This window comes from Stenotrophomonas sp. STEN147 (assembly GCF_056757995.1).
The window spans coordinates 16,003-40,758 of record NZ_JBRRCG010000010.1; the positions used below are offsets into that span (position 1 = coordinate 16,003).

Sequence of the window (24,756 nt, forward strand, 5' to 3'; positions counted from 1 at the left end):
GCAGGCTCCGCTCTACGGGAACTCAGCCCTCATGCAGGTGCATGGCCAGGGCCTGAGCATCGGCGCCCGGCAGGTGCGGCAGCCGTCCCCAGCATGGCATCGGCAACCGCTGCACTAGCGTCGCCACGTTCTCGTCCTGGCGCTGCATGGCGGGATCGATGTGGTTGCCGATCCAGCCCAGGCACTCCACGCCGCTGGCCTGCAACGCGTGCGCGGTCAGCCTCGCGTGGTTGACGCAGCCCAGCCGCAGGCCGACCACCAGCACGACCGGCAGGTGCAGTGCCCGCACGATGTCGAGCTGGTCCAGGTGGAGGGAGACCGGCGCCAGCCATCCCCCTACGCCTTCCACCACCACCACGTCGGCGGTGGCACGCAGGCGCTCGAACGCGGCGACGATCGGTGCCAGGGCGATGTCCACTCCGTCCTCGGCCGCCGCCAGTTCGGGAGCGATCGGCTGCCGCAGGGCATAGGGATTCACGTCGACGTAGTCCGGCACCGGCCGACTGGCCGCCTGCAGCGCCAACGCATCCTCGTTGCGCAGGCCCTGCCCCAGATCCTGGCTGCCACTGGCCACCGGTTTCATTCCGACCGCTCGCAGGCCACGCCGGCGCAGGGCGTGCAGCAGCGCGGCGCTGGCCGCCGTCTTGCCGATCTCGGTATCGGTGCCGGTGACGAACAGCGCGGATGGCAGGGCAGCGGGCAACGGCATCGAAGGCTCCAGCGGGGCAACAGAGCGTGCATTATCGCTGGCCCGGCACGCTTGCTAGACTGCGGTCATGTTCGCCAATGCCTCGCTTACCGGCAGCAAGCCGGAACAATACGCCCAGCTGCTTGAACAGGCCCGTGGCCTGGTCCATGGAGAGTCCGACCGCATCGCCAACGCGGCCAATCTCTCGGCGCTGGTCTTCCACGCCCTGCCCGACCTGAACTGGGTGGGTTTCTATCTCTACGATGGCCAGGAGCTGGTGGTCGGCCCGTTCCAGGGGCTGCCGGCCTGCGTGCGCATTCCGCTGGACAAGGGCGTGTGTGGTGCCGCGGCCCGCCAGCGCGTGACCCAGCGCGTCGACGATGTCGATGCCTTTCCGGGCCACATCGCCTGCGACTCGGCCTCCCGCTCGGAACTGGTCGTTCCGCTGCTGCGCGGCGATGAACTGATCGGAGTCTTCGACATCGACAGCCCGAAGACCGGTCGCTTCGATGCCGATGACCAGGCCGGACTGGAAGCCATCGCGCGCGTCTTCGTCGAGGCGTTGGGATGAGTGCGCCGAAGCTGCGCAACATCGGTCCGAAAAGTGCGGCATGGCTGCGCCAGGTCGGTCTGCGCAGCCGTGAGGATCTGGCCGCCGTCGGCGCGGTGGGTGCCTTCGTCAAGGTCAAGCGCGCCGGCTTCAAGCCCAGCCTGAACCTGCTCTACTCGCTGGAAGGCGCCCTGCTGGACTGCCATTGGCAGGAACTGAGCGAGCCGCAGCGCGAGGCGCTGGTGCAGGACTACGAAGCGCGCATCGCCGCGCACCCGCTGAAGGCGGCCGGCCCGGCCTCGGGGCCGGTGCACGAGCAGCGTTTCGACGCAGACGACGACGCAGAAGAAATCGTGGCCGGAAGCGCCGACGAGGACTGATCGGCGCAGGCCGGATCAGGGCTGCTGCAGCTCCAGCAGCTCGCCCACCAGGCCTGCCTCGCCACGCTCCAGCCTGACCCGCAGGCGCGTGCCGTGGTCGATGCGCAGCGCCCAGCACAGCGACATCGGCAGGCCGCAGACCTGTGACAGCACCATGCGCAGCGGGCCCCCGTGGCTGACCACGACGGTCGGCGGCGGGTCGTCATCGTCGAGCAGGCGGTCGAGCGCACGCGCGATGCGCCGCTCGAAGTGCCCCCAGCTTTCGCCGTTGGGCGGCGGATACGCATGCGGATCGGCATGGAATGCCGCCAGCGCCTGCTCCGGCAGGTCGAACAGCGCCTGCCCGTCCCAGTCGCCGAAGTCGAGTTCTTCCCACTCCTCGTCCGCATCCACGTCCAGCCCGCGCGGGGTGGCCAGCGCCATCGCTGTGTGCAGTGACCGCAGGCGGGGCGAGCTGATCACCCGCTCCCAGGGCTGCGTGGCGTAGGCCTCCACCAGTTCCTGTGGCAGGCGGGCCAGCTGCGGCGGATCGCTGCGGCCATCGAGGTACTCGTCGCGACCGTTGCCGGCGTGGCGGACCAGGTCGAGGATCATGCATGCGTCCTGTGCAGGCAACGCGGGGACAGCGGAAAACGGGCGGACATCGGCAACGGCACCACGGGATCAAGCAGCAATTCTAGTGGCTGGGGATCATCAGCTCCACAGACATTGCCGCATATGCGCCGCACCGGGCATGCCGATGCCGTAGACTGCGCGCACTTCCAGGTGACCTGCGGCCATGGCCGGCAGGTTGAAACGGGAAGCCGGTGACGCGTGAACCCACGCCATGCCGGCGCTGCCCCCGCAACGGTAAGCACGTCAGTTCCAGGCAATACCGCCACTGTGCCAACAGCATGGGAAGGCGCCTGGACGGTGGCCTCGCGCCGCCTGGCGGCAAGCCCGGAGACCGGCCCGGAAGCCTCAGGTCGCGATGCGGTGGGCATGGCGCTGGATGTCCGCAGCACTGCCTGCGGCATCGGCGCTTGCCTGCCTCCGCGGCTCCTCCCCTTCGCCACGCGGGCGTGCGTGGCACCTGGAGTCCCCCGATGAAGCTGCAGTCCCGATTGCTTTCCCTGGCCGTGTTGGCCGCCCTGCCCGCGTTGGCCCAGGCCGATGATGGCGCCCGCGCGCTCGATCCCATCCTGGTCACGGCCACCCGCACCCCCATCGCCCTGCAGGACAGCATCGCGCCTGCGCAGGTGATCGACCGGACGCAGATCGAGTCCAGCCAGGCCACTTCGCTGCAGGACCTGCTGCGTGGCCGCGCCGGCATCAACCTCACCAACGCCGGCGGCCTGGGCAAGCAGAGCTCGCTGTTCCTGCGCGGCACCAACTCCGGCCACACGGTGGTGCTGGTCGACGGCGTGCGCATCAACAGCGCCGATCTCGGCCTGGCGATGATCCAGGACCTGCCGCTGGCGCAGATCGAACGCGTGGAGATCGTGCGCGGCCCGCAGTCCAGCCTGTATGGCGCCGACGCCATCGGCGGTGTGATCCAGATCTTCACCCGCCGCAACCAGGGCGACTTCGCGCCACATCTGCAGTTGGGCGGTGGCAGCAATGGCCTGCGTGAGGCCAGCGGCGGCATCGGTGGCAGCAGCGAACGCGGCTGGTTCGGCGCCGACATCGCCTACCAGCATTCCGATGGCATCGATGCCTGCCGGGGCTCGGCCACGCTGTTCACCGGCTGCTTCGCCGACGAACCCGACCGCGACGGCTACCGCAACCTCTCCAAGAGCCTGCGCGGCGGCTACAACTTCAACGAGCAGTGGACGGTGGAGAGCAGCGCGCTGCGCGCCGACGGCCAGAACCACTACGACGGCTACTACAACTACTCCGAGACGCGCCAGCAGGTACTGTCCGGCAAGGTCCGCTACACGCCGGCCGAACGGCTGGTGCTGACCGCCAACGTCGGTCGCAGTGACAACGAATCGGACAACGTCGGCGCGGACGGCGTGCATGGCAGCGCGCAGACGCATCGTGACAGCGCGTCGCTGCAGGGCGACTTCGGCGTGGCAGAAGGCCAGCTGCTGAGTGCCGGTGTGGACTGGAGTGAGGACAACCTGGACGGCAGCAGTGCCGGCTATCGTGTCGACAGCCGTCGCAACACCGGTGTGTTCGTGCAGTACCAGGGGCGCTTCGGCCGGCACCAGCTGCAGGCCAGCGCGCGCAACGACGACAACCAGCAGTTCGGCAACCATGCCACCGGCAGCATCGGCTGGGCGATGGAGCTGGATCACGGCCTGCGCATCAACGCCAGCTACGGCACGGCCTTCAAGGCGCCCACCTTCAGCGACCTGTATGACCCGTGGAGCGGCGTGCCGACGCTGGATCCTGAGAAGTCGAAGAGCGCCAACCTGGGCATTTCGCAGCAGGGCCAGGGCTGGCGCTGGGGCCTGGATGTGTACGAGACCCGCATCGATGACCTGATCACCTACGATGCAGCCACCTTCAGGATGCAGCAGGTGGAGAAGGCGCGCATCCGTGGTGCCGAACTGACCGGCGGCGTCGTGCTGGCCGGTTTCGACATCGCTGCACAGGTGAGCTACACCGATCCGCGCAACCGCACGAACGGCAGCAGCCAGTTCGACAACTGGCTGCCGCGCCGTGCACAGCAGACGGCACGGCTGGATGTGGATCGCCGCTTCGGCGCATTCCGTGCCGGCCTGACCGTACAGGGTGCGGGCAAGCGCTATGACGATGCCGCCAACACGGTGAAGGTCGGCGGCTATGGCACATTGGATCTGCGCGCCGAGTACGCGCTCACGCCATCGTGGTCGCTGCTGGCCCGGGCAACCAATGTGTTCGACCGCAGGTACGAGACCGTGGCGTGGTTCAACCAGCCGGGCCGCGAGTATCAGCTGAGCGTGCGCTACCAGCCGAAATGAGCAGGCGCGCCGGGCGCAGGCCCGGCGCTATACCGGGATGCGCGCGGCCAGGCCCGGCAGTTCGCGCAGATCGTCGATCACCGCCACCGCAGCTGCGGTGGCCAGGTCCAGGCCACGCGGGTAGCCGTAGCGCACCAGCGCGATCGGCATTCCCGCGTCTTCCGCCGCGCGGTAGTCGGTCAACGAATCACCCACCATCAGGCATGCATTCACCGGCACGCCGAAGTGTGCCGCGATGTGCCGCAGTGGTTCACCGCTGGGCTTGCGCTGTGGCAGCGAATCGCCGCCCAGCACCAGCGCGAACGCATCGCCGATGCCCAGATGCTGCAGCAGCGGCGGCACCAGCGCTGCAGGCTTGTTGGTGCAGATGGCCAGCGGCACAGCACGTTCCCGCAGCTGCGCCAGTGCTTCGGCCACACCGTCGAACAGGCGTGGGCTGCGCAGCAGGCACTCACGGTAATGCACCATGAACACCGGCATGACCTCGGCCAGATCGACCTGCCGCCCTGCGGCATGCACGGCCTGCTCGACCAACCGGCGGACACCGTCGCCAATCCAGCCCAGCACGGTGGCTTCCGGCACACGGGCCAGGCCGATGTCCTCCAGCGTGCGGTTCAGGGCTTCGGCGATATCGGCGGCGCTGTCGACCAGCGTGCCATCGAGGTCGAACACGACCAGCGGATAGGGATACGACACGCAACGCACCTGTACGACGTGGGGCCGCTCATTGTATGCCGTGTGCGCATGGCACCGGGATGTCATGCAGGTTCCACACGCGCCGGTCGCCAGTCCAGATCCTGGAAGGCCGGGCTGGCGAAGCACTCGCCCAGGAAGTCGAGGAACCGCCGCATGATCGCCGTCTGCTGGCGACGCGATGCGTACACCGCATGAATGCCCAGCTCGTCCAGGGTATACGCCGGCAGCAGTTCCACCAGCTCGCCACTGCGCAGCAACGGCGCCACCTGGTAGGTGGGCAGCATCGCAATGCCGGCGCTGGCGCGAACGGCTTCGAGCAGCAATGACGCTTCGTTGGCGCTGATGTTGCCGCCCACCGCCACCGACTGCGAACGTCCGTCGCGGTGCAGGTGCCACAGGCTCTTGCCCACGTAGTGATGGGTCAGGCAGTTGTGTGCGGCCAGATGTTCCGGGGCGGTCGGCGTGCCGCGCACCTCCAGGTAACCGGGCGTGGCGCACAGCACCGAGCGGCATGTGGCCAGACGTCGCGCGATCAGGCTGGGGTCGATCTGCCGGGCGATGCGTACCGCCAGATCCACCCGCTCCTCGACCAGATTCACCGTGCGATCGACCAGCAGCAGTTCGATGCGCGCCGCCGGATGACGCTTGACGAAGTCGGCGACGGCGCGCGCCAGATGGCTCTGCCCGAACGAGACACTGGCGGTCACCCGCAGCGTGCCATGCGGCTCGGGATCGTCGCTGGCCAGTTCGCCCTGCAGCGCCTCGCCGATCTCCAGCATCTGCCGGAAGCGCGCCAGCGCCGCCTCCCCCGGGCCGGTCAGGCTGACCCGGCGCGTGGTCCGGTGCAGCAGGCGCGCCCCCAGCCACGCCTCCACCTCGGCGAGGTAACGGGTGACCATCGCCCGCGACATGTCCAGCACCTCAGCGGCGGCCGTGAGGCTGCCGCGCTCGGCCACCTCGATGAACACGGTCATGGCGGTCAGTCGATCCATCTGCTCGCTCCATGCAACAAACAAGCGCGTTATACGCTGTTTTTCGGACAATTGCAGCGTTCTACAGTGGCCCCGTCGTCTTTCCCTCCCCTTGCTTACGGAGTTCGCCATGAAAATCGCCCTCGTCGGTGCCACCGGCAACATCGGCCGCCAGATCGCGCGCCACGCGCTGGCCGCCGGCCACGCATTGACCGTGATCGTGCGCAGCACGCAGGACCTGCCGGCGGAGCTGGCCGGTGCCCATCCGGTGATCGCCGCGCTGGATGATCCCGACGCGCTGGCCGCCGCCATCGCCGGCCACGACGTGCTGGCCAGCGCCTACGGGCCACGCCCGGGCGATGACATCAGCCGGGTCGGGGAAGTGGCCGGACAGCTGGCAGCCGCGGCACGCAAGGCCGGGGTGCCGCGCCTGGTCGTGGTCGGCGGTGCCGGCAGCCTGGAAGTGGCACCGGGTGTCCAGCTGGTCGATACACCGGATTTCCCGGAGGCGTACAAGCCCTATGCGCTGGCCCACCGCGAAGCACTCAAGCGCCTGCAGGCGGTAGACGACCTCGACTGGACCTTCTTCTCGCCGGCCGCGGAAATCGGACCGGGCCAAGAGCGTGGCCAGTACCGCGTGCAGGCCAAGGCCTTCCTCGCCGACGCCAGCGGCCACAGCCGCATCAGCTACGCCGACTATGGCGCTGCCTTCGTGGCGGAGCTGGAGGCGCATGCCTACCCGAAGCAGATCATCACTGCGGCGTACTGATCGACCTACATGCCGGGCATGGCCCGGCGCTGCACAAGGAGTTCCGCATGCGTTCCGTTGCCCTGCTGCTTCCGCTTGCACTGGTCACCAGCTTCGCCAGCGCCCCGCTGCTGGCCGCGCCGGCTTCCCCGGCGCCGGCCACCGCGGCGAAATCACAGTTGCACCTGCAGTACTTCCATCCTGGCCCGCAGGCGATGTTCTCCGTGTCATCGGTGCTGATCGAAGGCCGCCACGATGCGATCCTGGTCGACGCGCAGTTCGCGGCCAGCGACGCGCGCAGGCTGGTCGAGCTGGTCCGTGCCAGCGGCAAGCAGCTGACCACGATCTACATCAGCCATGGCGATCCGGATTACTACTTCGGCCTGGCCACGCTGCAGGACGCCTTCCCGCATGCGCGCATCGTCGCCACGGCGCAGACCGTGGCCCACATCCAGCAGACCCACGCCGGCAAGCGTGCCTACTGGGGCCCGAAGATGGGGGCCGACGCACCGGCGCGCATCGTTGTGCCGCAGGTGCTGGAGGGCGACGCGCTGCTGCTGGAAGGGCAGCGCCTGCCCTTGATCGGACTCGACGGCCCCACGCCGGACCGCAGTGTGCTGTGGGTGCCTTCACTGCGCGCGATCGTCGGTGGCATCCCGGTGGTCGCCGGCGAGCATGTGTGGATGGCCGACACGCAGACCCCGAAGTCGCATGCCGACTGGCTGCAGACCCTGCAGCGACTGCAGTCACTGAAGCCGCAGGTGGTGGTACCGGGCCATTACGCGCAAGGGGCGGCGCTGGATGCCAGCGCGTTGCGCTTCACCGCCGGGTACATCCGTGCATTCGATGCGGAAGCGGCCAAAGCGAAGGACAGCCAGGCGCTGGTGAAGGCGATGCAGGCGCGTTACCCGCGGCTGGAGGGCGTGGAGTCGCTGCAGCTGAGCGCGAAGGTGGCCAAGGGCGAAATGCAGTGGCCGTGAGGCAGGACCGCGGTCAGGGGCGCTGCGGATCGTTCGACGCCTGCTCGAACAGCTCCCCCTGCACCACCGGTTCCTTGTCGCGGAAACCGCCCAGGCCGACGCCCACCAGGCGATAGCGCGTGTCGGCCGGCAGGTCCACGCGCGCGCGCAGCGCCAGCGCGGCATCGCGCAGCTCCTCCATCGATTCCGGCGGGCGATCCGGGGTGAAGCTGCGGGTGAGAATGCGGAACTGCGCCGTCTTCAGCTTCAGCACCACGGTGTGGCCCACGCGTTCCGTCCGGCGCGTGGCATTCCAGGTCTTCTCTGCCAGCTGCACGATCGCCTCGCCCAGGTCTTCAAGCAGCAGGTCCTCGGCAAAGGTGTCCTCGGAAGAAATCGACTGCACCGGCTGGTCCGGCTCCACCGGCCGTTCATCGACGCCGCGTGCACGGTTGTAGAGGCTGCGGCCGAAGCTGCCGAACGCGTCCTCCAGGTCCGCCAGCGCCCATTGCCGCAGGTCACCGCAGGTGATGATGCCGCGCGCCGTCAGTTTGCCTTCCATCACCTTGCCCACGCCGGGCACGCGGCTGACCGGCAGCGGCGCCAGGAACGCGTCCACCCGTTGCGGTGGAATCACGAACTGGCCGTCGGGCTTGCGCCAGTCCGAGGCGATCTTGGCCAGGAACTTGTTCGGCGCGATGCCCGCTGAAGCGGTCAGCTGGGTCTCGTCGCGGATCTGTGCGCGGATCGTGCGTGCGATCTCGGTTGCCAGCTCGATGCCACTTTTCGGCTCGGTCACGTCCAGATAGGCCTCATCCAGCGACAGCGGCTCGACCAGGTCGGTATGGCGCAGGAAAATCTCGCGCACCTGGCGCGACACGGCCTTGTAACGCGCGAAGTCCGGCGGCACGAAGATCGCGTCCGGGCACAGGCGCTCGGCACGCATCGCCGGCATCGCCGAACGCACGCCGAACACGCGCGCTTCGTAGGACGCCGCGCATACCACCGAGCGCGCACCGCGCCACGCTACCACCACCGGCTTGCCGCGCAGTGAGGGATCGTCGCGCTGCTCCACCGACGCGTAGAAGGCGTCCATGTCGACGTGGATGATCTTGCGCAGTCGGGTCATGTCAGGTGTACGGGGCGGGTTCGGCGTGGGTGGGCCACACGCCGAGGTATGGTCGTTGCACATCAACAGGATGCGCGTATTCCATTGAAAACACTACGGTTGCGTACGGTTGAAATGTTTGATCGGCAGCGCTTCCAAGGGCATTCTCGAGCACTTGTATCCCTGTTCGTCGCTTCCAGGATTGCGTTTCATGACTCGTCTCCACGCGTTCAACCGCGACCAGCTGCTGGCCAGCGCACGCGGTGAACTGTTCGGCGCCGCCGCCGGCCGTCTGCCCAACGACCCGATGCTGATGTTCGACCGCATCACCGACATCCGCGAGGACGGCGGCCCGCATGGCAAGGGCATGGTACGCGCCGAACTGGATATCCGCCCGGACCTGTGGTTCTTCGGCTGCCACTTCATCGGCGACCCGGTGATGCCCGGCTGCCTGGGCCTGGATGCGATGTGGCAGCTGACCGGCTTCTACCTGACCTGGCTGGGTGCTCCCGGCAAGGGCCGCGCCCTGGGCTGCGGCGAGGTCAAGTTCACCGGCCAGGTACTGCCGGACGCCAAGCGCGTGCGCTACGAGATCGACATCACGCGCGTCATCAACCGCAAGCTGGTGATGGCCCAGTCCGACGCCCGCATGTATGTGGACGATCGCGAGATCTACAACGCTCGCGACCTGCGCGTGGGCCTGTTCACTGAAACCGGGAGCTTCTGATGCGTCGTGTCGTCATCACCGGCATGGGCATCACGTCCTGCCTCGGCAATGATCTGGATACCGTCTCTTCCGCACTGCGCGAGGGGCGTGCCGGCATCACCGCATTGGCCGACCACGCCGAAGCGGGCCTGCGCAGCCAGATCGGCGGTCGTGTCGACCTCGACCTGGACGCCCTGATCGACCGCAAGCAGAAGCGCTTCATGAGCGATGCAGCAGCGTTCGCCTACATCGCCATGCGCGATGCCATCGCCGATGCCGGGCTGGACGAGGCGCAGGTCAGTGGCCTGCGCACCGGCCTGATCGCCGGCTCCGGCGGCGGCTCCAGCGAGTGGCAGATCGGCGCGGTCGATCTGCTGCGTGCACGTGGCGTGCGCAAGGTCGGCCCGTACATGGTGCCGCGCACGATGTGCTCCACCGTGTCGGCGTGCCTGGCCACCGCGTTCCAGATCAAGGGCGTGAGCTACTCGCTGTCGGCGGCCTGCGCGACGTCGGCGCACTGCATCGGCGCCGCCGCGGACATGATCCGGCACGGCGCGCAGGACATCATGTTCGCCGGCGGTGGTGAAGACCTGCACTGGTCGATGAGCGTGATGTTCGATGCGATGGGCGCGCTGTCGACCAGTTTCAACGACACCCCGGCCAACGCGTCGCGCCCCTACGACAAGGACCGCGACGGCTTCGTCATCGCCGGTGGTGGCGGCATGCTGGTGCTGGAAGACTACGATCATGCGGTTGCGCGCGGCGCACGCATTTATGCCGAGCTGATCGGTTATGGCGTGACGTCCGATGGTGCGGACATGGTGGCACCGTCCGGCGAGGGCGCGGTGCGCTGCATGAAGATGGCACTGCAGAACGTGGACCGCCCGCTGGACTACCTCAACACGCACGGTACCTCAACCCCGCTGGGCGATGTCACCGAACTCAACGCGATCCGCGAGGTGTTCGGCGAGGCCGTGCCGCCACTGTCCTCGACCAAGGCGCTGTCCGGCCATTCGCTGGGCGCGGCCAGCGTGCACGAAGCCATCTACTGCCTGCTGATGATGCGCGATGGCTTTGTTGCCGGCTCGGCCAACATCAGCGAGCTGGACCCGGCGGTGGAAGGCTTCCCGATCCTGCGCGAAAGCCGCGCACAGGTGCTGGACACGGTGATGTCCAACAGCTTCGGCTTCGGCGGCACCAACGCGGCCCTGGTGTTCGGCCGGGTCTGATCGCCCGCCATTGGCCTGCACGGTCGCGGGGGGGGGGGCCCCGCGGACCACCAAGGGGGGGGCTCCGAGGCCGCGGGGTGGGGGGGCGGCGCCCCCGGCGGTCGCGCGGGCCCTGCCCCGGCGCCAAGGCAGCAGCAGGGCGTGCGCGTCGCGCAGCGAGCCGACGATGCAATGGCCGATTCCGGTAGCGCCGGGCCATGCCCGGCGCAAAGGCAGCGCGCGCCTACGCCGGGCGCGGCAGCAGCGGCAGCAGCAGGGCGTGCGCGTCGCGCAGCGAGCCGACGATGCGATGGCCGAGCGCGCGCAGTTCTTCATCGGGATGCACCAGGTCCGGCACCTGGATCACGGTCATCCCTGCGGCCAGCGCCGCACGGGTCCCCGCAGGTGAGTCCTCCAGCGCCAGGCAGCGCTCCGGCGCCTGCCCCAGCCGCTGTGCGGCCAGCAGGTAGATGTCCGGCGCCGGCTTCGGCCGCGCCACGTCGCCACTGGTGATCACTGCATCGAAGTACGGCAGCAGACCGGCAGCGCCCAGCTTGCGGTTGGCCCGTGGCTGACGCGTGGTGGTCGCTACCGCACGCGGAATCGCATGCGCCTTCAGCAGTTCCAGCAGCTCCAGGATGCCCGGCCGCAGAGGCAGGCCGGTCTGCGTGCGTTGCTCATACAGATCATGGCAGCGTCGCGCCATCGCCTCGATCACGCTGTCCTCCACGCCCTGCTGGCGCAGCAGCGCTTGGCTGTCGCGGTCGCCAAGGCCGACCATGCGCACGAAGAAGGATGCATCCAGCGGCAGGCCGAACGCTTCGGCAGCCTCACTCCAGCAGGCGATGGACACCCGCTCGCTGTCGATCATCAGGCCGTCCATGTCGAAGATGACGGCGTCGGGAAGAAACGGCAGCGCAGCGATGACAGTCATGGAGCGAACAGCGTATCCAGGTCGGTGGAGGTCAGCAGCCGCCATTGCCCCTCGGCCAGCCCCTCCAGGTCCAGGCCACCGACGCGGCTGCGGTGCAGTGCCTGCACATGGTTGCCGGTAGCGGCGAACATGCGACGCACCTGATGGTAGCGGCCTTCATGCAGTACCAGGCGCGCCTTGCGTGGACCCAGCACCTCCAGTTCAGCCGGCAGCAGGGCGGTCTTCTCCGACTCCAGCATCAGCGTGCCGCTGGCGAACAGGCCCACTTCGTCGCCACGAAGGTCTTGCGCCAGCTCCACCTCGTAGATCTTGGGCAGTTTCGACTTCGGCGAGATGATCCGGTGCAGCAGGCCACCATCGTCGGTCAGCAGCAGCAGGCCGCTGGTGTCGCGGTCCAGCCGGCCGACCGTGGACAGCACCGGGTCGCGGTCGCGGAAACGCGGCGGCAGCAGATCGTAGATCAGGCGGCCGGTGTCCTTGGTCGAGCAGGTGTAGCCGGCCGGCTTGTGCAGCGCGATCGACAGCCCCGGCGGCGGATCCAGCGGCTCGCCATCGACCCGCACGGCCTCGTGCGGCACCCGGTCGTCGGCATACAGCACCTCGCCGTCGGCATCGGTGATACGGCCTTCGCGGAACATCCACTGCACCTGCTTGCGGCTGCCATAGCCCAGGTTGGCGATGTGCTTGACCAGCTTCACCGGGCCTTCCCCTTCACCGCTTCGACCAGCTTGAACCCGTCACGCTCGGCGACCACGCGCACCGCGCCGAAGCTGTCGTTGAGCGTGTGTTCGTACGGCAGGTGACGGTTGGCCACCACATACAGGCGACCGCCCGGACGCAGCGCCTGCGCCGCCACGGCGATGAAGCGCTGGCCGATATCCGGCCGGTCCGCGCGCGACGGGGTATGGAACGGCGGATTGCTGATGATGACGTCGTACCCCGGCTCGATGCCGGCGGTGACATCCCGCCACAGGAAGCGCAGCGGCAGCGGGCGCGGCGGTGGTGCAAGATTCAGCTCGGCCAGTGCCAGGGCCCGCTGCTCGGCTTCGTACAGATCCAGCGCGGTGATCTTCGGGCAACGCTCCAGCAGCTCGCGCGACAGGTAGCCATAGCCGGCCCCGAGGTCGGCCGCGCGCCCGGCCAGATCGGCCGGAAGGTGCTCGGCCAGCAGCGCCGAAGCCGGGTCGATGCGGTCCCAGGCGAACACGCCCGGGCGGCTGAGGAAGCGGCCACCCACGATCGGGCGCACCGCATCCAGCGCGCTCCAGCGCTTGGCCAGGTCGGCATCGTGCTGACCCTGCAGTGGCGCGGTCCAGTACACCCGGCAATGGTTCTTGGTCAGGCTGCCGCCGAGGCCAGCCAGCTGCTTGAGGTCACCTTCGCCGGAGCGCGCGCCCTCGTTGTTGGACTGGCAGGCGACGATGCGGCCCCCTTCAGCGGCCAGTGCCAGGGCACGGGCGAACAGCGCTCGGGCCTCCTCGCGCTGGCGCGGCGGCAGCACCAGCACCAGCGGGTAGCGGCCCCGGCCCGCGACATCGTCAAGCTGGCCGCTGACGGTCCAGCCGGCGGCCTGCTGCAGCGGCTGCGCGAACGGCGCAAAACTCTGCTCGCAGTGCACCTCGCGCCCGCCGGCCTGCTCACGCAGTGGCCAGCCGTCGCGGGCACGCAGGAACGCAACCGGCCCGTCGGGCCAGCGCAGCGCGCCCTGGGAGAACGGCAGGAACAGGGTCTGCAGGGGGGCGTCGTCGCTGGCGGCCATCGGCGCGGTTACTTGAAGCGTGAGGGCCGTCCATTGTACCGGCTCGCGCGGTCCGGCCCGGCAGGCCACTTTGCGAAACTTCAACGGGGCATTGATGCCCCAGCAACATCGAACCCTTCAGGGTAGAGGTCCCCCGAGACTTCCAGCAGGAGAATCCGCATGCGTGCCTTGTTCGTCGGTGGCGTGGTCGACAACAGCGAAATGGACCTGGAAGGCAGCCATCCTCCCGTGCACTACCCCGAGGACACCGGCGGTGGACATTCACGCTACCGGCTGCACCAGGTCGGCCACGGCGCCGATGGCAGCGTGGCATACGCGGTATACGGCGCGCCGGACCTGGCCGACGACGAGGTGGCGCGGGTGGCGGAGGAGCGCGCCTATGCCCGCCGGTTCGAAGCAACGCCGACGGTGTTCGAGCACTGACGTGCCTGTCGCGCCCGAGCCCGGGCCCGGGCGTGCGGACCGCAGCCGGGCGTGAGCCCGGCCCCATCCCGCATCACGTCGTTCGGGGTGGCAGCTGGCGGATGCTGGCGATCTCGTCCAGCCAGACATGATGCTGCTGCACCGGCGTGTCGTAGTCGTCCAGGCGCAGCTGGCCGTTGCTGCCTTCGTCGCCGGCGTCGTTGCGGTACTGCTGCACCGTTGGGCGCACGGCGACCGTGCCCAGCAGGCGACGGCCATCGAGCAGGGTCAGTTCGACCTGCGTTTCGCCACCGAGCTGCGGCAGCAGGGATTCCAGGCGCGCGATCTGGGCCGGGTCGGTATGGATGCGTGGAGCAATGCGGGACATCGGTGAACCTCCTGCGTGCAGGGTCGCCGATCCGCCGTGAATGCTCAGTGCAGCGCGCTGTCGGCGCGCGGCACCTGCACCTTGCGTACCGCAGCCACCAGCTGGGCCACCGAGTACGGCTTGGCCACATGCTCCTGGAAGCCCGAGGCCAGCGCGCGACGACGGTCATCCGCACGCGCCAGCGCGGTCACGGCCACCGCCGGCAGGGTCGCCGCATCCACGCCCATGTCTTCGCGCAGGGTGCGCACCAACCCATACCCATCCATACCCGGCATGCCGATGTCGGTCAGCATCACGTGGTACTGCAGGTGGCCGGCATCGGCCAGCAGCGCCAACGCTTCGCCGGCCGAACTGGCAGCCGACACCGTCGCGCCCTGCTCTTCCAGCATGCGCCGCAGGTACTCCAGCACTTCCGGCTGGTCTTCCACGGCCAGTACGTGCATGCCCCGCAGCGGATAGGGCTCGACGACCACCGGCTCCAGAATCGGCCCGCTGATCACCTCGCGCAGCGGCCGCCGCTCGGCATCGGGCAGATGCTGCGGCAGGCGTACGGTGAACGTGGCACCGTGGCCATGGCCTTCGCTGGCTGCAGTGACCGTGCCGCCGTGAAGCTCGACCAGCTGCTGCACGATCGCCAGGCCCAGGCCGAGCCCACCATGGCGGCGGGTGGTGGTGCCGTCGGCCTGCCGGAAGCGGCTGAACAGATGATTGAGGAACTCCGGAGCAATACCATCACCGGTATCGCGCACGGTGATCTCCCAATGCTTGCCGTCGGCCCGCAGCTGCATCTCGATGCGGCCTTCAGCGGGAGTGAACTTGATGGCGTTCGACAACAGGTTCCAGAACACCTGCTGCAACCGCGTCGCATCCCCCAGCACCAGGCTGGGCTGCTCAGGCAGCCGCAACTGCACGTCCAGTGCCTTGCCCTCGGCCACCAGCTCCTGCGCACCGATCGCCTCGCCCAGCAGTTCGCGCAGGTCCAGTACTTCCACTTCCAGCTGCACCTTGCCCAGCAACATGCTGCTGAGGTCGAGCATGTCCGAGATCAGCCGCTTCTGTGCACCGGCGCTGTTGGCGATCACGCCCAGCCCCTTGTACAGCGGGCTGGTGTTGTCGACACGCTGCAGCAACAGCTCGCTCCAGCCAAGGATGGTGGTCAGCGGCGTGCGCAGTTCGTGCGACAGGGTCGCCAGGAATTCATCCTTCAGGCGCGCCATGTTCTCGGCGGCACTGCGTGCGGCGCGCTCGGACTGCAGCAGCTCTTCGCGGGCCAGTTCGATCTCGCGGCGCTCGGTCACGTCCGGACTGCTGCCGGCCAGGCCGATGAAGCGACCCATCCGCGAGAACCGCGGACGCGCGTTCATTTCCAGCCATCGCCACTGTCCGTCCGCACGCCGTGCGCGGACGAGGGCATGCATGGAGCGCTGCGCCTTCAACGCTTCCTGCAGTTCGTACTCGAACACCGACGCATCATCCGGATGCACCAGGCCGCGCCAGACATCCTCCGGCACACGCGTCTCGTCGCCACCAAAGAACTCGCTGAAGGCGCTGTTGACGAAGCGCGCATGTCCGCGCTCATCCAGCACCCAGACCGGCATCGGCAGGCCATCGGCCAACGCGCTGAACCGGGCCTCGCTCTCGCCCAGCTCCAGCTCCATCTGCTTGCGTGCGGTGATGTCGAAGAACAGGATGCCGACCTTGTCCTCGCCGGGGCGGCCCACGCGGACCGCGTCCACCGCGAACGAGCGCCCCAGCGCCCGGGCTTCCATTTCGAACTGCGCCGGCCGTCCGCTGCGCGCGACCTCGCCGTAGATGCGGTACCAGTCGCTCTCGTGGTTCGGTTCCAGCGCGCTCATGCACTTGCCGCGGGCGTCCTTGAGACCGGTGTGGCGCTCGAAGGCGTCATTTACCTCAAGGAAGCGGTAATCCACCGCGCGATCGGCGTCGAACATGACCTGGATCACACAAAAGCCGGCGTTGATGCGTTCAAGCACACCGCGATGCAGGTCGGGTTCGGGCGCCGGAACCATCAAGGGTGGGCGCTCCGCGAGGGGCGGCAGTGTGGACAAGGGCGTCTGGGGCGTACCGGATGGAGGCACAGCATCTTCCAAAGGACGTATTCACAGCGTCAAGCGCCGTCAGTCATGGTTGACGACCATGAATTGGCGACAACCGCCGACGCCGTTGACGCATTCGGCCATTGCTGGGCCCCGCCAGCAGGATCACACTCGATGCGAGATCAACATCCGCCCCCATTCCGGGGACGCAGGAGACCGCCATGAACCGCTCTCTGTCCGCCACCCTGCTGCTGGCCGCGGCCCTGGCCGCAGGTGCCGCGAACGCCGCGCCACGCACCGTCACCAGCCCGGATGCGCCACGCATGCTGCAGGCCGACGGCCCGGTCAACGTGCAATGGAACGATCCGGCGACATTCACCGAGATCCGCCAGAGCCACAACCGCTTCGAGGCCGAACGCGGCGACTGGGTTCAGCAGCTGGCGCGCTACCTGCAGACCAGCGCCGCCAAGCCGCTGCAGGCCGGGCAGACGCTGGACATCACCCTGGTCGACATCAAGCGCGCGGGCGACTACGAACCGTGGCATGGCCCGCGCGCCAATGACATCCGCGTGATGCGCGACATCTATCCGCCGCGCATCACCCTGCAGTACACGCTGAAGGACGCCAGCGGCCGCATCGTCGACGAGGGCGAGGCCAAGCTGACCGATACCGGCTACCTGCACACTCTCGGCCTGCGCAGCGACAGCGATCCGCTGCGCTACGAGAAGCGGCTGATCGATGACTGGGTGAAGCGGCAGTTGACCGCCCAGGCCACCGCCGCGCGTTGACCGGCCCCCGCCGGGCATGGCCCGGCGCTACCTGTGCATTTCCGACAACCGCCGGGCCATGCCCGGCGGCGCATCAATCGCGGTAGACGCGGGCGACCCGCTTGACCGCGCAGGGCAGCTGGTAGGCGCTCACCCCGCAACGTGGCGCCAGTTCCGAAAGCGTCGGGGCCTGCCCCCACAGTTCCACCACACTGCCAACGCCGGCCTGTGCATGTGCGGTCAGGTCCACCGTCAGCATGTCCATCGAAACCCGGCCGATCAGCACGCCAGGCTGGCCGTCGATCAGTACCGGGGTGCCGTTCGGCGCGAACTGGGGATAGCCGTCGGCATAGCCCAGGGCCACCACGCCCACGCGTGTACGCGCCTTGGCCACGAAGCGCGCGCCGTATCCCACCGGCTCACCGGCTTCGATCCAGCGCTCGGCAATCACCTTGGACTGCATGGTCATCACCGGCCGCAGCCGCCCGGTCAGATCCGTGTCGTCCGGCAGCGGGTTGGCGCCGTACAGCATCAGCCCCGGGCGCACCCAGTCGCTGCGCACGTCGGGCCACCCCAGCAGCGCCGGCGAATTGCACACGCTGGTCTCACCCTGCAGGCCCTCGATTGCACGTGCGAAGGTGGCCGCCTGTTCGTGGGTACGTTCGCTGTCCAGTTCATCGGCACGCGCCAGATGGGTCATCAGCACGATCCGCTCCACCTGCGGCATGGCCTGCAGGCGCGCGTGTGCGGCGCGGAAGGTCTCCACGTCCAGACCCAGGCGATGCATGCCGCTGTCCAGCTTCAGCCAGACCGTCAACGGATGCGGGCTGTCGAAGGCAGCCAGCGCCTCCAGCTGCCACGGCGAGCCGACCGAGAACCACAGCGAATGCTCGGCCACCAGCGCCATCTCGCTGGCTTCGAAAATGCCTTCCAACAGCAGGATGGGCGCGCGGATACCGGCCTTGCGCAGCTCCAGCGCCTCTTCGATGGTCGCCACCCCGAAGCCGTCGGCCTCGTCTTCCAGGGCCTGCGCGCAGCGCACGGCGCCATGGCCATAGGCATCGGCCTTGATGATCGCCAGCGCCTTGCCGCCACCCAGCTCGCGGGCGAGCCGGTAGTTGCTGCGCAGCGCGTGCAGATCGATCAGCGCGCGGGCAGGACGCATGTGCGGCTCTCGTGTTGCGGGGCATGGCCGAACTGGCCGTAGCGGAAGATGTCCAGGCCTTCGGTGCTGATCTGCGGCTGGCGTGCACTCATCAGGTCAGCCAGGTAGCGACCTGAACCACACGCCATGGTCCAGCCCAGGGTGCCGTGACCGGTGTTGAGATACAGGTTGCGGAAGGGCGTGGCGCCGATCACCGGCGTGCCATCCGGCGTGGCCGGGCGCAGGCCGGTCCAGAACTGCGCGCGCGACAGGTCCCCGCCCTTCGGGTACAGGTCACGAACCACCAGCTCCAGGGTCTCGCGACGACGTGGTGACAGCGACAGGTCGAAACCGGCCACCTCGGCCATGCCACCGACACGGATGCGGTTGTCGAAGCGGGTCACAGCGACCTTGTAGCTCTCATCGAGGATGGTCGAGGTCGGGGCCATGGCCGGATCGGTGATCGGCAGGGTCAACGAATACCCCTTCAGCGGGTACACCGGCAGGCGCATGCCCAACGGCGCGACCAGCGCCGGCGAGTAACTGCCCAGCGCGACCACATAGCGGTCGGCAGTCTCCAGCTTGCCGGCGATGCGCACGCCGGTGATGCGCTCTCCATCCGATTCGATGGCGCTGATGTCCTGGTCGAATCGGAACTCGACACCGGCGTCGGTGCACATCTGCGCCAGGCGGCGGGTGAACAGCTGGCAGTCACCGGTCTGGTCACGCGGCAGGCGCAGCGCACCGACCAGGCCATCAACGTGCGCCAGCGCCGGTTCCGCGGCGATGATGCCGGCGAGATCCAGCACTTCGTACGGCACGCCATAGCGGGCCAGGATCTCGATGTCCTGTGCCGAGGCATCCAGCTGCTGCTGGGTGCGGAACAGCTGGGTGGTCCCCAGGTCGCGCCCCTCGAACTCGATGCCGATCTGCGCGCGCAGCTCGTTCAGGCAATCGCGGCTGTACTCGGACATGCGCACCATGCGCGCCTTGTTGATCGCATAGCGCTCGTGGGTGCAGTTGCGCAGCATCTGCCACAGCCAGCGGTACTGGGCCAGATCCATGCCGGGACGGATCGCCAGCGGCGCATGCTTCTCGAACAGCCAGCCGATCGCCTTCTTCGGTACGCCGGGCGCGGCCCAGGGCGAGGTGTAGCCGAACGACAGCTGGCCCGCATTGGCGAAACTGGTTTCCAGCGCGGGGCCGGGCTGGCGGTCGACGACCGTGACATCAAACCCGGCCTGTCGCAGGTACCAGGCACTGGTGGTGCCGATCACGCCGCTGCCGAGAACTAGGACTCGCATGGAAATTCTCCAACCCGATCATTCCCTGCGTTTGAGCACGCCAGGGCCATAATCGGGGAAGTATATTCTTCCATTCCCAGGCGATTTGCCTGTTTTTCACGCTGCGGGCAAGATGTTTCCCCGTGATTCACTTCCCCAGGTTGACGCCCATGGCCGCCCGCCCCCGTGAACTGGACAAGATCGACCGCAGGATCCTGCGCATCCTCCAGGCCGAAGGCCGCATTTCCTTTACCGAGCTGGGCGAGCGCGTGGGCCTGTCGACCACCCCGTGCACCGAGCGCGTGCGCCGGCTGGAGCGCGAGGGCGTGATCACCGGCTATCACGCCCACCTCGATCCCACGGCCCTGAAGGCCAGCCTGCTGGTGTTCGTGGAGATCAGCCTGGCCTACAAGTCCGGCGACATCTTCGAGGAGTTCCGGCGCGCGGCGCTGAAGCTGCCGAACGTGCTCGAGTGCCATCTGGTGTCGGGCGACTTCGACTACCTGCTGAAGGCGCGGATCAGCGAGATGGCCTCCTACCGCAAACTGCTGGGCAGTACCCTGTTGACCCTGCCACATGTGCGCGAATCGAAGAGCTACATCGTCATGGAAGAGGTGAAGGAGACGCTCAGCCTGCCGATCCCCGAATGAAGGGCCAGAGCCCGCGCTGCGGGTTCCGGCCCTGTTCCAGGGGCGTCAGCGCTGCTGCGGGTGCTTCATCGAGCCCTGCTGCTGACGTGTTTCCTGCTGTTTGCCGCCCTTCTGCGGCCGCTGCGGGTCCATCTGCTGCTGTTGCTGCTGTTGCTGCTGTTGCGGCTTATGGCTCTGCGCTTCCTTGCCGGGATGACGGTTCTGCGGGTTCTTCATGATCGCGATCCAATGGACGAAGGACATGCGACGGCGGGATGCCGGCGCAGGGCCACGGTGGTCCTGCGGCGGTTAATCACAGGCGAAAAAGCCGTGAGCGGCAGCACTGCGTTTTCAGGCGTTCAGCCGGCGCGGTCACCCCCCGCCGCGGGCGGTGGCGGCCTGCCCTATGGCTTGACCTGCTGGCCACTGCCGGCCGGCACACTGTCGTAATAACGGCCGGTACGGGAGTCGAACACACGGTTCGGGCCGACCGGCTTGACGCCGGGAACGATGCGCCCGTTGCGGTCATAGACCTTGTCCGGCAGCTTCGGCGCCGGCGTCGGCACCACCTGCGCCGGGCCGGTGGACTTGATCGGCTGCGTTGGCTGCGGTGACGGCAGGACCTGCGGCTGCGGTCTTGCCGGCTGTGGGGGCGGCGTCACCGGCGCTGGCGCCACGGTGGTGGTGCTGCGGGTGGTGGTCGGCGATGTGGTGGGCACCTGGGCCTGTGCCGACAGGGGCAGCAGAGCCGACAGCACCCAGATGGAAAGGGTCTTCATGGCACGCTCCAGCAGGAATCCTCCCCACCATGCGCCTGCCCCCGTGTGCCGCCCATGAACGCAGCTCACACTTGCAAGACGGCGGTCACACCCCCACGTCTGCAGGCATCCCCAGGCCATCGACCCCACGGAGAGCCAGCATGAGTGCCTTCGACCTGACGCCCCCTACCGCCTCCCAGACCGACACCCTGGTCGCCGGCCTCAGCAGCGAAGAACGCCGCGTGCTGCTGCAGCACGGCACCGAAGCACCGTTCTGTGGCGTGTTCCTGGACAACAAGCGTGAGGGTGTCTACTGCTGCCGGCTGTGTGGGCTGCCCCTGTTCCGCTCCAGCACCAAGTTCGATTCCGGCACCGGTTGGCCGAGCTTCTTCGCCCCCTACGACGCGGCACACGTGCGTGAGATCCGTGATACCAGCCACGGCATGATCCGCACCGAGATCACCTGCGCCCGCTGTGGCAGCCACCTCGGCCACGTGTTCCCGGACGGGCCGCCGCCCACCCATGAGCGCCACTGCCTGAACTCCGTCTCACTTTCGTTTGCCGGCAACGGCGAGGCCTGGCCCAACCCGTTGCAGCGTGGCGGTGCGGAAAGCGGCGTGGCGGGCTGAAACACCCCCGCCGACCGGTTTCACAGAATTCCCTCTTCAGAAATCCGCCGGCTGGGCCGACAAGGAGATATCCCCCCTCCCTGCGTTGCCCCATGCTCATCATCGTTGGATTCCTGGTCGTCATCATCAGCGTGATCGGGGGCTACCTCGGTGCCCACGGCCGCCTGGGGGCTCTCTGGCAGCCCTACGAACTGGTCATCATCGGCGGTGCCGCACTGGGGGCGTTCCTGGTCGGCACCCCGGCCAAGACGGTCAAGCAGACGCTGCAGGCCATCGTCGGCGTGTTCAAGGGCCCGCGCTACAAGCAGCAGGACTACATCGACGTCCTCAGCCTGCTCTACGAACTGCTCAACAAGGCGCGCCGGGAAGGCTTCATGGCGCTGGAGGATCATGTCGAACGCCCGGCCGAGAGCGCCGTGTTCGGCAACTATCCGAAGGTGCAGGCCGACCACCACCTGATCGATTTCATCACCGACTGCCTGCGCCTGATGATCGGCAGCAACATCGAGCCGCATGAACTGGAGCCGCTGCTCGAACTGGAGCTGGAAAAGCACCACGCCGAAGCGATGGCCCCCTCGCAGGTGCTGACCAAGGTGGCCGACGGATTGCCCGGTTTCGGCATCGTCGCGGCGGTGCTGGGTATCGTCATCACCATGGGCTCGATCGGTGGCGACATCGTCGAGGTCGGCGGCCATGTCGCCGGTGCGCTGGTCGGCACCTTCCTGGGCATCCTGCTGGGTTACGGGTTCGTCGGCCCGATGGCAGCGGCGATGGAAGCACGTGCCGAGCAGGACAGCCGCATCTACGAATCGGTGAAGACCGCACTGCTGGCCTGCCTGCGCGGTTACAACCCGAAGATCGCGCTGGAATTCGCCCGCAAGACGTTGCCGTCCAACGTGCGCCCGGCCTTCTCCGATTTCGAGCAGCACCTGAAGACGGTCAAGTAAGCCATGGCCGAGAGCAAACCCACCGTCATCGTCCGCAAGGTCAGGAAGGCCGGCCATGCCGCCCACCATGGCGGCTCGTGGAAGGTGGCCTATGCCGACTTCGTGACCGCGATGATGGCCTTCTTCCTGGTGCTGTGGCTGATGGCCACCACCAGCAAGAACGATCGTGCGGCCATTTCCGAATATTTCCGCAACCCCAGCCCGCTCAGTGGCCAGAGCGCCACGCCGGCCCCGGGCATGGCCGGGCCCGGCGGTGCCAGCACGTCGATGATCAAGCTCGGCGGCGCCACCGACATCTCGCGTGGCAGCAGCAACGATCCCTTCCAGAACCAGCAGGAAGCCGTCCCGCACCCGGTGGATCAGCAGCAGCGCGACAAGCAGCAGCTGGAACAGCTGATGAAGGAACTGCAGGAAGCGATCAGCCGCAGCCAGGCGCTGGAGCCGTTCAAGGACCAGCTGCTGCTGGACCTGACCCCGGAAGGCCTGCGCATCCAGATCGTGGACAAGCAGAACCGGCCCATGTTCGACCTCGGCAGTGCCACGCTCAAGCCCTACACGCAGCAGATCCTGCATGAGCTGGCCGAGTACCTGAACCACGTGCCGAACCGGATCAGCCTGACCGGCCACACCGACATCACCGCCTACACCGCCGCCCGCGGCTACGGCAACTGGGAACTGAGCGCCGACCGCGCCAATGCGGCCCGCCGCGCCCTGATCGATGGCGGACTGGAGGACAGCAAGATCACCCGCGTGGTCGGCCTGTCCTCGTCGGTGCTGTTCGACCGGGCCGACCCGCAGAACCCGATCAACCGCCGCATCAGCATCGTGGTGATGACCCGCGCCGCCGAGCAGGCCGCGCTGGCCGGCGCCGGTCCACAGGTGGGTCTGTCGGCGCCGGTCATCGATGCGGACGTACAGGCGGCGCAGGGTGAGGCAAAGTAGACGGTGGGTGCGGACCTTGGTCCGCGCATCCGGGAAAGCATGCGGACCAAGGTCCGCGCCCACCAGGGGCATGGCCCGGCGCTACCGGTACAATGGGGGTCTTTCCGTTTTCAGGTGACACCCCCGATGTCCAAGTCTTCCAAGGCCAAGCGCGACCAGCGCAAGAAGCAGCAGGCCAAGCGCCCGTTCCTCCGTCTGAACGCCCAGCAGCAGGTGCAGAACCACGCCGTGCTGACCAGCGAGGACGGCCAGGTGGTCGCCGCCATCGGCCTGCAGGGTCGCGAGTGGCTGCTGGCCATCGGCGGTCAGACCATGGGCAATGCCGAGAACCCGGTGCCGATGCTGGCCATGCTCAAGCACCTGGCCAACGTGCAGGAGAAGGAAGGCCGCAAGGTCAGCCTGGAGTATTCCGAACTGCTGCAGAAGCTGCTGGATACCTTGGCCGCCGAAGCGGGCCAGACCGCCGACGAGTACCTGGACGCGCTGGTCGCCGAATTCGAAGGCGTGGAAGCTGAGGGTGAGACCGCTGAAGGCGATGTGGCCGAAGAAGCCAGCGCTGCCGAAGGTACCGCTGACGCCGACGCTGCTCCGGCTGCCGACGCTGACGGCAAGCCGCAGGCCTGATCCGGCCGCGGCGGTGACGGTCTACGTCGATGACGCAGTGCATGCCTGGCGCGACCAGCGCTGGGCGCATCTGATGGCCGACACCCTGGCCGAGCTGCACGCCATGGCGGCGCAGCTCGGCATCCCCCGCCGGGCCTTCCAGAACAAGGCCAGCGGCGCGCACTACGACGTCACCACCGAGCTGCGCGCACAGGCGATCGCACTGGGTGCCGTGGCGATTTCACGGCACACGGACCGCGCACAGGTGAAAGCGGTGATCGCCAACGCGCGGGCACAGTACCGGCCGTAGGCCGCAGTGCCCCCCCCCCGCCGGGCATGGCCCGGCGCTACCTTGCGTGCCGGATACGTGTGCCCCCGCCGGGCATGGCCCGCGCTACCTTGCGTGCTGGATGCGTGTGCCTCCGCCGGGCATGGCCCGGCGCTACCTTGCGTGCCGGATACGTGTGCCTCCGCCGGGCATGGCCCGGCGCTACCTGGCGTGCTGGATGCGTGTGCCTCCGCCGGGCATGGCCCGGCGTTACCTTGCGTGCCGGGATGGGGTAGCGCCGGGCC

Annotated in this window: 29 protein-coding genes and 1 riboswitch; of the genes, 15 read left to right on the plus strand and 14 right to left on the minus strand. The window is 68.1% G+C overall.

Going from position 1 to position 24,756, the window contains the following annotated elements; genetic code table 11:
* Positions 1 to 22 precede the first annotated feature (22 nt).
* Positions 23 to 709: a dethiobiotin synthase gene (gene bioD, locus ACVOKU_RS11315; RefSeq protein WP_481559956.1), complete on the minus strand. Its 687-nt coding sequence runs from the start codon at positions 707 to 709 to the stop codon at positions 23 to 25.
* A 67-nt stretch (positions 710 to 776) separates the two neighbouring features.
* Between bioD and ACVOKU_RS11320 the strand changes: the two genes are divergently transcribed.
* Together ACVOKU_RS11320 and ACVOKU_RS11325 are read left to right on the plus strand one after the other, a co-directional pair.
* Positions 777 to 1,259 (plus strand): GAF domain-containing protein, encoded by a 483-nt coding sequence (locus ACVOKU_RS11320; RefSeq protein WP_053518280.1) that lies wholly within the window; start codon positions 777 to 779, stop codon positions 1,257 to 1,259.
* Complete coding sequence (locus tag ACVOKU_RS11325; protein ID WP_481559957.1) at positions 1,256 to 1,618, plus strand: TfoX/Sxy family protein; 363 nt, start codon at positions 1,256 to 1,258, stop codon at positions 1,616 to 1,618. Before ACVOKU_RS11320 ends, ACVOKU_RS11325 begins: the two co-directional genes overlap by 4 nt.
* Before the next feature lie 15 nt (positions 1,619 to 1,633).
* On the opposite strand, the gene ACVOKU_RS11330 is transcribed toward ACVOKU_RS11325, so the two are convergent.
* Entirely contained in the window at positions 1,634 to 2,212 is a 579-nt protein-coding gene (locus ACVOKU_RS11330) for a histidine phosphatase family protein (RefSeq protein ID WP_481559958.1), read from the minus strand.
* Positions 2,213 to 2,364: 152 nt separating this feature from the next.
* A riboswitch (cobalamin riboswitch) is annotated at positions 2,365 to 2,587 on the plus strand.
* Between the two features lie 116 nt (positions 2,588 to 2,703).
* Between ACVOKU_RS11330 and btuB the strand changes: the two genes are divergently transcribed.
* The gene (btuB, locus tag ACVOKU_RS11335; RefSeq protein WP_481559959.1) at positions 2,704 to 4,545 is read left to right on the plus strand and encodes a TonB-dependent vitamin B12 receptor; all 1,842 of its coding nucleotides are present in this window, start codon (positions 2,704 to 2,706) and stop codon (positions 4,543 to 4,545) included.
* 27 nt (positions 4,546 to 4,572) lie between these two features.
* Here btuB and gph read toward each other — a convergent pair whose 3' ends face one another.
* Together gph and ACVOKU_RS11345 are read right to left on the minus strand one after the other, a co-directional pair.
* Entirely contained in the window at positions 4,573 to 5,241 is a 669-nt protein-coding gene (gph, locus tag ACVOKU_RS11340; protein WP_197600646.1) for a phosphoglycolate phosphatase, read from the minus strand.
* A gap of 62 nt (positions 5,242 to 5,303) precedes the next feature.
* Positions 5,304 to 6,233 (minus strand): LysR family transcriptional regulator, encoded by a 930-nt coding sequence (locus ACVOKU_RS11345; RefSeq protein ID WP_481559960.1) that lies wholly within the window; start codon positions 6,231 to 6,233, stop codon positions 5,304 to 5,306.
* Positions 6,234 to 6,342: 109 nt separating this feature from the next.
* Here ACVOKU_RS11345 and ACVOKU_RS11350 point away from each other — a divergent pair, with 109 nt between their 5' ends.
* A complete protein-coding gene (locus ACVOKU_RS11350; RefSeq protein ID WP_481559961.1) occupies positions 6,343 to 6,981 on the plus strand; it encodes an NAD(P)-dependent oxidoreductase in 639 nt (212 codons plus the stop codon).
* Between the two features lie 47 nt (positions 6,982 to 7,028).
* Positions 7,029 to 7,940, plus strand: a complete 912-nt coding sequence (locus ACVOKU_RS11355) for an MBL fold metallo-hydrolase (protein ID WP_481559962.1) — start codon at positions 7,029 to 7,031, stop codon at positions 7,938 to 7,940.
* 13 nt (positions 7,941 to 7,953) lie between these two features.
* Here the strand turns inward: ACVOKU_RS11355 and dinB are convergent, their stop codons facing one another.
* Positions 7,954 to 9,048 carry a DNA polymerase IV gene (gene dinB / locus ACVOKU_RS11360; RefSeq protein ID WP_065182525.1) on the minus strand — a complete coding sequence of 365 codons (1,095 nt, stop codon included), beginning with the start codon at positions 9,046 to 9,048 and terminating at the stop codon, positions 7,954 to 7,956.
* 190 nt (positions 9,049 to 9,238) lie between these two features.
* Between dinB and fabA the strand changes: the two genes are divergently transcribed.
* Together fabA and fabB are read left to right on the plus strand one after the other, a co-directional pair.
* Positions 9,239 to 9,754 carry a 3-hydroxyacyl-[acyl-carrier-protein] dehydratase FabA gene (gene fabA, locus ACVOKU_RS11365; protein ID WP_053518264.1) on the plus strand — a complete coding sequence of 172 codons (516 nt, stop codon included), beginning with the start codon at positions 9,239 to 9,241 and terminating at the stop codon, positions 9,752 to 9,754.
* On the plus strand, positions 9,754 to 10,962 hold the full coding sequence (gene fabB, locus ACVOKU_RS11370; protein ID WP_164150991.1) for a beta-ketoacyl-ACP synthase I: 1,209 nt from the start codon (positions 9,754 to 9,756) through the stop codon (positions 10,960 to 10,962). Before fabA ends, fabB begins: the two co-directional genes overlap by 1 nt.
* Before the next feature lie 223 nt (positions 10,963 to 11,185).
* Here the strand turns inward: fabB and ACVOKU_RS11375 are convergent, their stop codons facing one another.
* The 3 genes from ACVOKU_RS11375 to ACVOKU_RS11385 are packed head-to-tail and all read right to left on the minus strand — an operon-like array spanning position 11,186 to position 13,634.
* Entirely contained in the window at positions 11,186 to 11,875 is a 690-nt protein-coding gene (locus ACVOKU_RS11375; RefSeq protein WP_481559963.1) for an HAD family hydrolase, read from the minus strand.
* Positions 11,872 to 12,573 carry a pseudouridine synthase gene (locus ACVOKU_RS11380; protein ID WP_481559964.1) on the minus strand — a complete coding sequence of 234 codons (702 nt, stop codon included), beginning with the start codon at positions 12,571 to 12,573 and terminating at the stop codon, positions 11,872 to 11,874. Before ACVOKU_RS11380 ends, ACVOKU_RS11375 begins: the two co-directional genes overlap by 4 nt.
* Positions 12,570 to 13,634, minus strand: a complete 1,065-nt coding sequence (locus tag ACVOKU_RS11385; protein WP_481559965.1) for a class I SAM-dependent methyltransferase — start codon at positions 13,632 to 13,634, stop codon at positions 12,570 to 12,572. The genes ACVOKU_RS11380 and ACVOKU_RS11385 overlap by 4 nt, the downstream gene beginning before the upstream one ends.
* 159 nt (positions 13,635 to 13,793) lie before the next feature.
* On the opposite strand from ACVOKU_RS11385, the gene ACVOKU_RS11390 reads away from it, so the two are divergent.
* Positions 13,794 to 14,057 (plus strand): hypothetical protein, encoded by a 264-nt coding sequence (locus ACVOKU_RS11390; RefSeq protein WP_053518254.1) that lies wholly within the window; start codon positions 13,794 to 13,796, stop codon positions 14,055 to 14,057.
* A 73-nt stretch (positions 14,058 to 14,130) separates the two neighbouring features.
* On the opposite strand, the gene ACVOKU_RS11395 is transcribed toward ACVOKU_RS11390, so the two are convergent.
* Positions 14,131 to 14,424 carry a DUF3247 family protein gene (locus ACVOKU_RS11395; protein ID WP_197600640.1) on the minus strand — a complete coding sequence of 98 codons (294 nt, stop codon included), beginning with the start codon at positions 14,422 to 14,424 and terminating at the stop codon, positions 14,131 to 14,133.
* Positions 14,425 to 14,468: 44 nt separating this feature from the next.
* Positions 14,469 to 16,454, minus strand: coding sequence for a hybrid sensor histidine kinase/response regulator (locus tag ACVOKU_RS11400; RefSeq protein ID WP_065175384.1), 1,986 nt, complete (start codon positions 16,452 to 16,454; stop codon positions 14,469 to 14,471).
* A gap of 248 nt (positions 16,455 to 16,702) precedes the next feature.
* Here ACVOKU_RS11400 and ACVOKU_RS11405 point away from each other — a divergent pair, with 248 nt between their 5' ends.
* Positions 16,703 to 17,269, plus strand: coding sequence for a DUF3016 domain-containing protein (locus ACVOKU_RS11405; protein ID WP_111186590.1), 567 nt, complete (start codon positions 16,703 to 16,705; stop codon positions 17,267 to 17,269).
* A gap of 73 nt (positions 17,270 to 17,342) precedes the next feature.
* On the opposite strand, the gene alr is transcribed toward ACVOKU_RS11405, so the two are convergent.
* Both alr and ACVOKU_RS11415 read right to left on the minus strand, forming a co-directional pair.
* The gene (gene alr / locus ACVOKU_RS11410; RefSeq protein ID WP_128988033.1) at positions 17,343 to 18,413 is read right to left on the minus strand and encodes an alanine racemase; all 1,071 of its coding nucleotides are present in this window, start codon (positions 18,411 to 18,413) and stop codon (positions 17,343 to 17,345) included.
* Entirely contained in the window at positions 18,392 to 19,696 is a 1,305-nt protein-coding gene (locus tag ACVOKU_RS11415; RefSeq protein WP_481559966.1) for a D-amino acid dehydrogenase, read from the minus strand. Before ACVOKU_RS11415 ends, alr begins: the two co-directional genes overlap by 22 nt.
* Positions 19,697 to 19,845: 149 nt before the next feature.
* On the opposite strand from ACVOKU_RS11415, the gene ACVOKU_RS11420 reads away from it, so the two are divergent.
* On the plus strand, positions 19,846 to 20,325 hold the full coding sequence (locus tag ACVOKU_RS11420) for a winged helix-turn-helix transcriptional regulator (RefSeq protein ID WP_053518243.1): 480 nt from the start codon (positions 19,846 to 19,848) through the stop codon (positions 20,323 to 20,325).
* Positions 20,326 to 20,370: 45 nt separating this feature from the next.
* On the opposite strand, the gene ACVOKU_RS11425 is transcribed toward ACVOKU_RS11420, so the two are convergent.
* Positions 20,371 to 20,568, minus strand: coding sequence for a lana protein (locus tag ACVOKU_RS11425; protein WP_481559967.1), 198 nt, complete (start codon positions 20,566 to 20,568; stop codon positions 20,371 to 20,373).
* A gap of 140 nt (positions 20,569 to 20,708) precedes the next feature.
* On the minus strand, positions 20,709 to 21,083 hold the full coding sequence (locus tag ACVOKU_RS11430; protein ID WP_128988037.1) for a classical arabinogalactan protein 4: 375 nt from the start codon (positions 21,081 to 21,083) through the stop codon (positions 20,709 to 20,711).
* 140 nt (positions 21,084 to 21,223) lie between these two features.
* On the opposite strand from ACVOKU_RS11430, the gene msrB reads away from it, so the two are divergent.
* The 5 genes from msrB (at position 21,224) to ACVOKU_RS11455 (ending at position 24,493) form a co-directional block, all read left to right on the plus strand.
* The gene (gene msrB / locus ACVOKU_RS11435; RefSeq protein ID WP_053518238.1) at positions 21,224 to 21,691 is read left to right on the plus strand and encodes a peptide-methionine (R)-S-oxide reductase MsrB; all 468 of its coding nucleotides are present in this window, start codon (positions 21,224 to 21,226) and stop codon (positions 21,689 to 21,691) included.
* 92 nt (positions 21,692 to 21,783) lie between these two features.
* The gene (motA, locus tag ACVOKU_RS11440; protein ID WP_053518236.1) at positions 21,784 to 22,638 is read left to right on the plus strand and encodes a flagellar motor stator protein MotA; all 855 of its coding nucleotides are present in this window, start codon (positions 21,784 to 21,786) and stop codon (positions 22,636 to 22,638) included.
* 3 nt (positions 22,639 to 22,641) lie between these two features.
* Positions 22,642 to 23,580, plus strand: coding sequence for a flagellar motor protein MotB (motB, locus tag ACVOKU_RS11445; RefSeq protein WP_053518234.1), 939 nt, complete (start codon positions 22,642 to 22,644; stop codon positions 23,578 to 23,580).
* Positions 23,581 to 23,706: 126 nt separating this feature from the next.
* The gene (locus tag ACVOKU_RS11450; RefSeq protein ID WP_481559968.1) at positions 23,707 to 24,204 is read left to right on the plus strand and encodes a hypothetical protein; all 498 of its coding nucleotides are present in this window, start codon (positions 23,707 to 23,709) and stop codon (positions 24,202 to 24,204) included.
* 13 nt (positions 24,205 to 24,217) lie between these two features.
* Positions 24,218 to 24,493 (plus strand): DUF4031 domain-containing protein, encoded by a 276-nt coding sequence (locus ACVOKU_RS11455; protein ID WP_111186594.1) that lies wholly within the window; start codon positions 24,218 to 24,220, stop codon positions 24,491 to 24,493.
* Positions 24,494 to 24,756 lie beyond the last annotated feature (263 nt).

Excerpts from the sequence above, each read along its gene's own strand:
- dinB (WP_065182525.1), bottom strand. The coding sequence starts at position 9,048 with ATGACCCGACTGCGCAAGATCATCCACGTCGACATGGACGCCTTCTAC.
- fabA (WP_053518264.1), top strand. The coding sequence starts at position 9,239 with ATGACTCGTCTCCACGCGTTCAACCGCGACCAGCTGCTGGCCAGCGCA.
- msrB (WP_053518238.1), top strand. The coding sequence starts at position 21,224 with ATGAGTGCCTTCGACCTGACGCCCCCTACCGCCTCCCAGACCGACACC.
- motA (WP_053518236.1), top strand. The coding sequence starts at position 21,784 with ATGCTCATCATCGTTGGATTCCTGGTCGTCATCATCAGCGTGATCGGG.
- ACVOKU_RS11400 (WP_065175384.1), bottom strand. The coding sequence starts at position 16,454 with ATGGTTCCGGCGCCCGAACCCGACCTGCATCGCGGTGTGCTTGAACGC.
- fabB (WP_164150991.1), top strand. The coding sequence starts at position 9,754 with ATGCGTCGTGTCGTCATCACCGGCATGGGCATCACGTCCTGCCTCGGC.
- motB (WP_053518234.1), top strand. The coding sequence starts at position 22,642 with ATGGCCGAGAGCAAACCCACCGTCATCGTCCGCAAGGTCAGGAAGGCC.
- ACVOKU_RS11385 (WP_481559965.1), bottom strand. The coding sequence starts at position 13,634 with ATGGCCGCCAGCGACGACGCCCCCCTGCAGACCCTGTTCCTGCCGTTC.
- ACVOKU_RS11320 (WP_053518280.1), top strand. The coding sequence starts at position 777 with ATGTTCGCCAATGCCTCGCTTACCGGCAGCAAGCCGGAACAATACGCC.
- ACVOKU_RS11395 (WP_197600640.1), bottom strand. The coding sequence starts at position 14,424 with ATGTCCCGCATTGCTCCACGCATCCATACCGACCCGGCCCAGATCGCG.
- btuB (WP_481559959.1), top strand. The coding sequence starts at position 2,704 with ATGAAGCTGCAGTCCCGATTGCTTTCCCTGGCCGTGTTGGCCGCCCTG.
- ACVOKU_RS11350 (WP_481559961.1), top strand. The coding sequence starts at position 6,343 with ATGAAAATCGCCCTCGTCGGTGCCACCGGCAACATCGGCCGCCAGATC.
- ACVOKU_RS11405 (WP_111186590.1), top strand. The coding sequence starts at position 16,703 with ATGAACCGCTCTCTGTCCGCCACCCTGCTGCTGGCCGCGGCCCTGGCC.
- bioD (WP_481559956.1), bottom strand. The coding sequence starts at position 709 with ATGCCGTTGCCCGCTGCCCTGCCATCCGCGCTGTTCGTCACCGGCACC.
- ACVOKU_RS11355 (WP_481559962.1), top strand. The coding sequence starts at position 7,029 with ATGCGTTCCGTTGCCCTGCTGCTTCCGCTTGCACTGGTCACCAGCTTC.
- ACVOKU_RS11450 (WP_481559968.1), top strand. The coding sequence starts at position 23,707 with ATGTCCAAGTCTTCCAAGGCCAAGCGCGACCAGCGCAAGAAGCAGCAG.
- ACVOKU_RS11325 (WP_481559957.1), top strand. The coding sequence starts at position 1,256 with ATGAGTGCGCCGAAGCTGCGCAACATCGGTCCGAAAAGTGCGGCATGG.
- alr (WP_128988033.1), bottom strand. The coding sequence starts at position 18,413 with ATGCGTCCTGCCCGCGCGCTGATCGATCTGCACGCGCTGCGCAGCAAC.
- ACVOKU_RS11390 (WP_053518254.1), top strand. The coding sequence starts at position 13,794 with ATGCGTGCCTTGTTCGTCGGTGGCGTGGTCGACAACAGCGAAATGGAC.
- ACVOKU_RS11415 (WP_481559966.1), bottom strand. The coding sequence starts at position 19,696 with ATGCGAGTCCTAGTTCTCGGCAGCGGCGTGATCGGCACCACCAGTGCC.
- ACVOKU_RS11430 (WP_128988037.1), bottom strand. The coding sequence starts at position 21,083 with ATGAAGACCCTTTCCATCTGGGTGCTGTCGGCTCTGCTGCCCCTGTCG.
- ACVOKU_RS11425 (WP_481559967.1), bottom strand. The coding sequence starts at position 20,568 with ATGTCCTTCGTCCATTGGATCGCGATCATGAAGAACCCGCAGAACCGT.
- ACVOKU_RS11330 (WP_481559958.1), bottom strand. The coding sequence starts at position 2,212 with ATGATCCTCGACCTGGTCCGCCACGCCGGCAACGGTCGCGACGAGTAC.
- ACVOKU_RS11345 (WP_481559960.1), bottom strand. The coding sequence starts at position 6,233 with ATGGATCGACTGACCGCCATGACCGTGTTCATCGAGGTGGCCGAGCGC.
- ACVOKU_RS11420 (WP_053518243.1), top strand. The coding sequence starts at position 19,846 with ATGGCCGCCCGCCCCCGTGAACTGGACAAGATCGACCGCAGGATCCTG.
- ACVOKU_RS11375 (WP_481559963.1), bottom strand. The coding sequence starts at position 11,875 with ATGACTGTCATCGCTGCGCTGCCGTTTCTTCCCGACGCCGTCATCTTC.